Annotated in this window: 7 protein-coding genes; all 7 read left to right on the top strand. The window is 46.0% G+C overall.

The annotated features are described in order from the left end of the window. Nucleotides 1-237 precede the first annotated feature (237 nt). On the top strand, nt 238-1,086 hold the full coding sequence (locus tag AC25Y5_RS15875) for a DegV family protein (protein WP_488141148.1): 849 nt from the start codon (nt 238-240) through the stop codon (nt 1,084-1,086). Between the two features lie 67 nt (nt 1,087-1,153). Beyond that, nucleotides 1,154-2,533, top strand: a complete 1,380-nt coding sequence (locus AC25Y5_RS15870) for an ATP-dependent helicase ComFA (protein ID WP_488141147.1) — start codon at nt 1,154-1,156, stop codon at nt 2,531-2,533. Then, nucleotides 2,530-3,138 (top strand): ComF family protein, encoded by a 609-nt coding sequence (locus AC25Y5_RS15865; protein WP_488141146.1) that lies wholly within the window; start codon nt 2,530-2,532, stop codon nt 3,136-3,138. The genes AC25Y5_RS15870 and AC25Y5_RS15865 overlap by 4 nt, the downstream gene beginning before the upstream one ends. A gap of 20 nt (nt 3,139-3,158) precedes the next feature. After that, the gene (locus AC25Y5_RS15860; protein WP_488141145.1) at nt 3,159-3,575 is read left to right on the top strand and encodes a TIGR03826 family flagellar region protein; all 417 of its coding nucleotides are present in this window, start codon (nt 3,159-3,161) and stop codon (nt 3,573-3,575) included. Nucleotides 3,576-3,713: 138 nt separating this feature from the next. Further along, a complete protein-coding gene (flgM, locus tag AC25Y5_RS15855; protein ID WP_488141144.1) occupies nt 3,714-3,977 on the top strand; it encodes a flagellar biosynthesis anti-sigma factor FlgM in 264 nt (87 codons plus the stop codon). 30 nt (nt 3,978-4,007) lie between these two features. After that, nucleotides 4,008-4,505, top strand: a complete 498-nt coding sequence (locus tag AC25Y5_RS15850; protein WP_488141143.1) for a flagellar protein FlgN — start codon at nt 4,008-4,010, stop codon at nt 4,503-4,505. A gap of 12 nt (nt 4,506-4,517) precedes the next feature. Next, entirely contained in the window at nt 4,518-6,038 is a 1,521-nt protein-coding gene (gene flgK, locus AC25Y5_RS15845) for a flagellar hook-associated protein FlgK (protein ID WP_488141142.1), read from the top strand. Nucleotides 6,039-6,042 lie beyond the last annotated feature (4 nt).

Genomic DNA, 6,042 nt, shown 5'->3' with positions numbered 1-6,042 from the left:
AACGGGATTGAAGGAAATCGGACTTTTTCAGTGCCCTCGCTCAGGGCGAGAGGCATCCCCAAAGCGCCAAGCGATCTGAAATGTACACTCTGAACTCAAAACTCTCTCAATAATGGAACACCCCCAACGTAAGCGGCCTCCAAGTAAACCTCACCCTCAATTATTCTAGCTTTCTCCATATACTCATTCCCATTTCACCACAATTTAGGTAGAATAGAAGCAGGAGTTGATCGGAATTTGAAAACAGCAATTGTTACAGATAGTACGGCATACTTACCTGCAAGTTTAATGGAAGAACTGGACATTCGGATGATACCGCTGACAGTCACACTGGGCGGTACTGTGTTCGATGAAGAAATCGACATCAGCTCAACCGATTTTTACGACAAAGTGCGCGGGGATGGGCCACTGCCAAAGACATCACAGCCGCCCATCGGCAAATTCGTAGAACTATTCGAATCGCTAAAAGACACACATGACGCGATTATTTCCATCCATTTATCCAGCGGAATTAGCGGAACATACGCAGGTGCGGGACAAGCCGGTGACATGGTGGAAGGCATTGATATATATACATTCGATTCGGAAATTTCGACCTACATGCAAGGGTTTTACGTTATTCGCGCGGCGGAACTTGCGCAAGAAGGTGCATCACCGGAAGAAATCATCTCCGAGCTCAATGAAATGAAACAGACAATGCGCGCTTATTTCATGGTGGACGACCTGACACATCTGCAACGCGGCGGCAGATTGTCCGCTGCGCAAGCATTGATTGGCGGACTTCTTCAAGTAAAACCACTGCTCCATTTCCAAGAAAAAGTGATCGTTCCATTTGAAAAAATACGTACTCGTAAAAAAGCGATGAAACGAATTGTTGATTTGCTAGCGGTAGACGCAGCAATTATGCCACTCGAAGCGGCAATCATCCATGCCAATCGTCCAGAAGACGCAGAAATGTGGCTAGCTGAACTTTCGCAGCGCTTACCGAATGTGGAGTTCACAATCAGTCATTTTGGACCTGTCATCGGCACACATTTAGGGGAAGCATCCATGGGACTCGGATGGGTTAAACGACGAACGAGTTAAGCTTGATTCAGGCACAACTAAAAGTACCAAAGCAAACAGATAGTCCAAAATAAGGGAGGTGTTGCGGATGACAAATACATTCGATCCGTCAGTTAGGGATTTCCTAGCTGGCCGTATTTGGCTCCGTCTGCACACTCCTTTTTCAATCGAATTAATCGACGCACACATCAATTCAGCGCACATTAAAACCATCCAAGGCATCAAAACCACCAAGACATATAAGCGTCTTGCGCATCACTTCTGCAATCGCTGCGAAAACACCACACAATCTCGCTTCACAACATTCGACTGCGCCAAATGCGTTGGTCCGTGCACGTATTGCAGGCACTGTCTGAAAATGGGACGTGTTTCAACATGCACAGAACTCATCGTCTGGAACGCAGAACCACCGATTTATCCGACAAACCATACGCTCGCATGGCTTGGAACCTTAACACCCGCGCAACAGAAAGCCTCCCTAGAACTAACAAAAAGCACAACAGAACGTATCCCGCATCTCATCCATGCCGTCTGCGGATCAGGAAAAACAGAAATTCTCTTTGAACCAATTCACAAACTGCTTACAGAAGGCAAACGAGTATGCATCGCAGCACCGCGCGTCGACGTCATATTGGAACTCGAACCGCGTTTGCGCACAGCCTTTCCACGTACCGCAATCGAAGCATTATATGGCGGCGCTGAAGCAAAAACCGATTCCGCACAACTAATACTTGCGACAACCCATCAGCTTTACCGATTCCGTCACGCCTTCGATACCATTTTCGTCGATGAAGCCGATGCCTTTCCCTATACAGCTGAAGAAACTTTAAGACGAGCAGTTCGAAAAGCGGTGAAACCAGATGCGCCCGTCCATTTCGTAACAGCGACTCCGTCTGATAAATTACTTGCAGACATCAAACGAACAGGGGCTGTTTCAACCATCAACCGTAGATACCACGGACATCCGCTACCCGCCCCGCGGTATGACTCTCTGTGGAATTACACAAAACACATTCAAAAAGGGAACTTGCCGAAGAAACTCGCTGTCTGGACGGAAGAGCGACTTCTAAGAAATGAACCTTTTCTCATCTTCTTTCATCACATCGGACTGATGGAAGAGGCGGAGCCTTTATTTAAAATGCTGGATGCACGCATTCATGCAGTCCATGCGTCCCATCCCGATCGGAAAGAACATGTCCAAGCACTGCGCGATAAAAAAGTTCCGGGACTTCTGACAACAACGATTCTTGAACGGGGTATTACCATTCCGAACGTCCAAGTCGCGGTCGTCGGGGCAGAACAGCTCATCTTCAACAAAGGTGCGCTAATCCAAATCGGTGGTCGCGTCGGACGTTCCGTAAACTATCCGTCAGGCGATTTTGTATTATTTCACCACGGCGTTACGTACGCAATGGACGAAGCGAAAAACGAAATTGACTTGCTCAATAAAGGAGAGGTCCGCACTTGAACGATTGCCTTCTCTGTCAAACTCCAATTGCGATAGCACCATCCTGGAAAGCGCTTGTCGGACTGCAAAAACAAACGGATATCTGCCAAAACTGTTCAAAAAAGTTCAAACGTGCCGACATAAAGGAAGTAGACAATTTAATAAGTCAAATCACATCGCTCTATACCTATAACGAAGCGATGCGAGAATACCTGCACCAATACAAATTCCTTCAAGACATAGCTTTATCAAACGTCTTCGCGAATGAACTGCGCACGCATTTAAAGGGTGTGGCAACAGTCGTTCCAATCCCGATGCATCCCGAAAAAAAGATTCAACGGACATTCGCTCATGTCGATGAACTGCTAAAAAGCGCACGCATTCCGTTTACGCATCTTTTAGAAAAAACGAATACAGAGGCAATGGGACAGAAATCGAAAGAACAGCGTCTTGCGATGGACCCTTTATTCACTACAATACCTGGAATTACAATTCAACCAGGTACGTACATTGTAGTGGATGATATTTTCACGACCGGTACAACGCTCCGTCATGCGGCAACCGTCTTAATAGAGGCAGGTGCAACGCGTGTCGAAGCGCTAACACTCATTCGAGCTGAACGATGAATAGATAGGAGATAGACTATATGGCAGAACTACGAGATTGTCCTAAATGCGGAAATTTTTTTAACTATACGGGCCTGCGTGACGTTTGCGCAAAGTGCGCTGCGAATGATGAGAAAATGTATGAGGAAGTATACCGCTTCTTAAGAAGACGTGAAAACCGGGCGGCTACCATCGAACGCATCGTCGAAGTGACTGGCGTGACGGAAACCTTGCTTCACCAATGGGTACGAAAAGGCAGGCTCCAACCCGCATTGTTTCCGAATCTCGGGTATCCATGCGATAATTGCGGCAAGCTGACAAGCTCAGGGAAATTATGCGCCGACTGTACAGCAGACCTTAAAAATGACCTTGAAACGTTCGACGCTGCGCTAGAATTCAGAGAAGCCGTCGAAGCAAATGACATAGCAACATACCATGTAAATCGTGATCGGAAATAGGTAAAAGTCCGGCAGTTTTGAACTGGCCGGATTTTTCATACGTTAGACCCTAAACGTTCACAAATTTATGCCGAAATAAAGAGAGAAGAGGTCCATACACAATATAAAAACTAAACTAAACGAAAGGGACGATAGCCGATGAAAATTCAAAAATTCACGCCACCTATCATTAACCCGTACAAAACAAACCAGTTAAAAGCGGAACAAACCGAGCAGAAAGCGAAGATGAAAACGGATAAACTTGAAATTTCATCTGAAGCAAAACAACTGTCGGAAGTTTCTTCATTCACCATAGGGCGTAACGAACGCGTTCAGCAACTAAAAGCACAAGTTCAAGCGGGAACATACGAAGTGAAACCCGAACAGCTTGCGAATAATCTGGTGAAGTACTTCAAACCGTAAAAAACTATGTAAATGAAAGCAGGAATATACATGTCTATCACAATAATTTTGGCGTCACTTGACAGCCTGGAAAAACTTCATAGAAGTCTGCTAAGGCTTGCATACGACAAAACTGTTCATATCAAGAACGGGGACATGGATAAGCTCGACCAATTGTTAAAAGACGAGCAAGCCCACTTAGCTGCCATTGTTCAAATGGACAATCAGAGGCAACTGAATGTTGTAAAATACCTAACTGATCAAGGACGATCAGTGCCGCTTAATCCGACTGTTGCCGATTTACTCGACGCTGCACCGGAAGCGGACAAGAAAAGCCTTGAGGAGGCGAGGGAACGTCTCCTGCATGCGATTCATGACTTGAAATGGCAAAACGACCTCAACCAGAAGCTGACGTACCAGTCACTTCAGTTCGTGAATCTGTCGCTGGACATGGTCCGGCCGCGCCTAGAAGCGGTCAACTACTCAAAACCCGAAATTAACGGAAGAAAAGTATCGAAAGACCAACCAACTTTCGATACAAATGCCTGAGGAGGTAAATGAATGTCTACATTTATGGGACTTGAGACAAGTAAACGCGGCTTGTTCACTCAGCAATCCGCGCTCTATACAACAGGACACAACATCAGTAACGCCAACACATCCGGTTACTCACGCCAACGTGTCAACATGGAAGCAACAGCGGGATTCCCAGGCGTTGGTCTAAGCGCAGGAACGATGCCCGGATTCCTTGGAACAGGCGTTCAAGCAGGATCCATCCAACGTATTCGTGACGGCTTCGTGGACGATCAATTCAGACAGGAATCCAACAAGCTAGGCTATTGGGATTCCCAAACAAAAGCGATATCTCAAATGGAAGACGTCATGAACGAGCCTTCCGCATACGGACTCCAAAAATCACTCAGTGAATTCTGGCAATCGCTGCAAGACCTTGCCGTCAATCCAGAAAACGGCGGTGCACGTGCGGTCGTCGTACAGCGCGGTGAGGCAGTTGCAGACTCGTTCAACTATATGCACAAATCATTGACGGAAATCCAGACAAACCTAGGAAATGAAATCGGTGTGTCAACAGGTCAAGTCAACTCCGTCCTTCAACAAATTTCAGCGCTAAATGCGCAAATCAAGCAAGTAGAACCGAACGGCTATTTACCAAATGATTTATACGATGCACGAGATGCACTTTTGGATGAACTATCAAGCTACTTCCCGATCGAAACAAAATACGAGGAATCAGGTGGACGTGCCTTGGCGATAGCTGAAGGTTCGGTGACTGTTTCCGTGAAAGTTAACGGGACACCTGTTGAGCTTGTTAAAGGGGACAAATTTGCAACTGTAGAAACGAACCCAAAACCACTAATAGAGGCTACTACCAAGAGCAATCAACCAATCATTGGAATGAAAATCACGAAGATTGATGGAAATGAAGAGCTAGTTGGACATGCGAACTTACTAAATCTCGGAAAAATGAAATCGTTGATAAATTCATATGGTACGGATGATGGAAAAGGCATGTACCCGGAAATGATTGCTGAGTTAAACAAAATGGCAGCAGCCTTTGGAGATCAAATGAACATCATCCATACAGGCGGAACAGACATAAATGGCAACAATGGTGGAAATTTCTTTGATACAAAAGATCCTGGCCCATTTACTGCCGGAAATATTTTTGTGTCTGATGCTCTCGCGAAAGATCCTAGCAAGCTCGCAGCATCAGATTCTACAGGAACTGAAGAAGGTAACGGAAAAAACGCGAAGAATCTAGGCGATGTTCTATTTGCGAAATTGGATAGCCTTGAAGGTTCAACCATCCAAACCTATTTCCAAGGCATCATAGGCCAACTAGGTGTAGACGGCCAACAAGCTGAACGAATGACCTTCAATACGACAACATTACTTGGTGCTGTCGAACACCGACGTGCATCCATCAGCTCTGTCTCACTCGACGAAGAAATGACAGACATGATCAGATTCCAACAAGCCTATAACGCATCCGCGCGCATGATTACTGTCGTCGACGAAACCCTCGACAAAATCATCAACGGCATGGGCCGAGTAGGAATGTAAGAAA

The organism is Sporosarcina sp. Y1011 (genome assembly GCF_057669885.1).
The sequence above is the reverse complement of the archived record's forward strand: the minus strand, read 5'-3'. Positions and strand labels throughout refer to the sequence as shown.

What these genes read in the sequence shown, in the direction of transcription:
- AC25Y5_RS15870 (WP_488141147.1), top strand. Translation starts at nt 1,154, where the DNA reads ATGACAAATACATTCGATCCGTCAGTTAGGGATTTCCTAGCTGGCCGT.
- AC25Y5_RS15860 (WP_488141145.1), top strand. Translation starts at nt 3,159, where the DNA reads ATGGCAGAACTACGAGATTGTCCTAAATGCGGAAATTTTTTTAACTAT.
- flgM (WP_488141144.1), top strand. Translation starts at nt 3,714, where the DNA reads ATGAAAATTCAAAAATTCACGCCACCTATCATTAACCCGTACAAAACA.
- AC25Y5_RS15850 (WP_488141143.1), top strand. Translation starts at nt 4,008, where the DNA reads ATGTCTATCACAATAATTTTGGCGTCACTTGACAGCCTGGAAAAACTT.
- flgK (WP_488141142.1), top strand. Translation starts at nt 4,518, where the DNA reads ATGTCTACATTTATGGGACTTGAGACAAGTAAACGCGGCTTGTTCACT.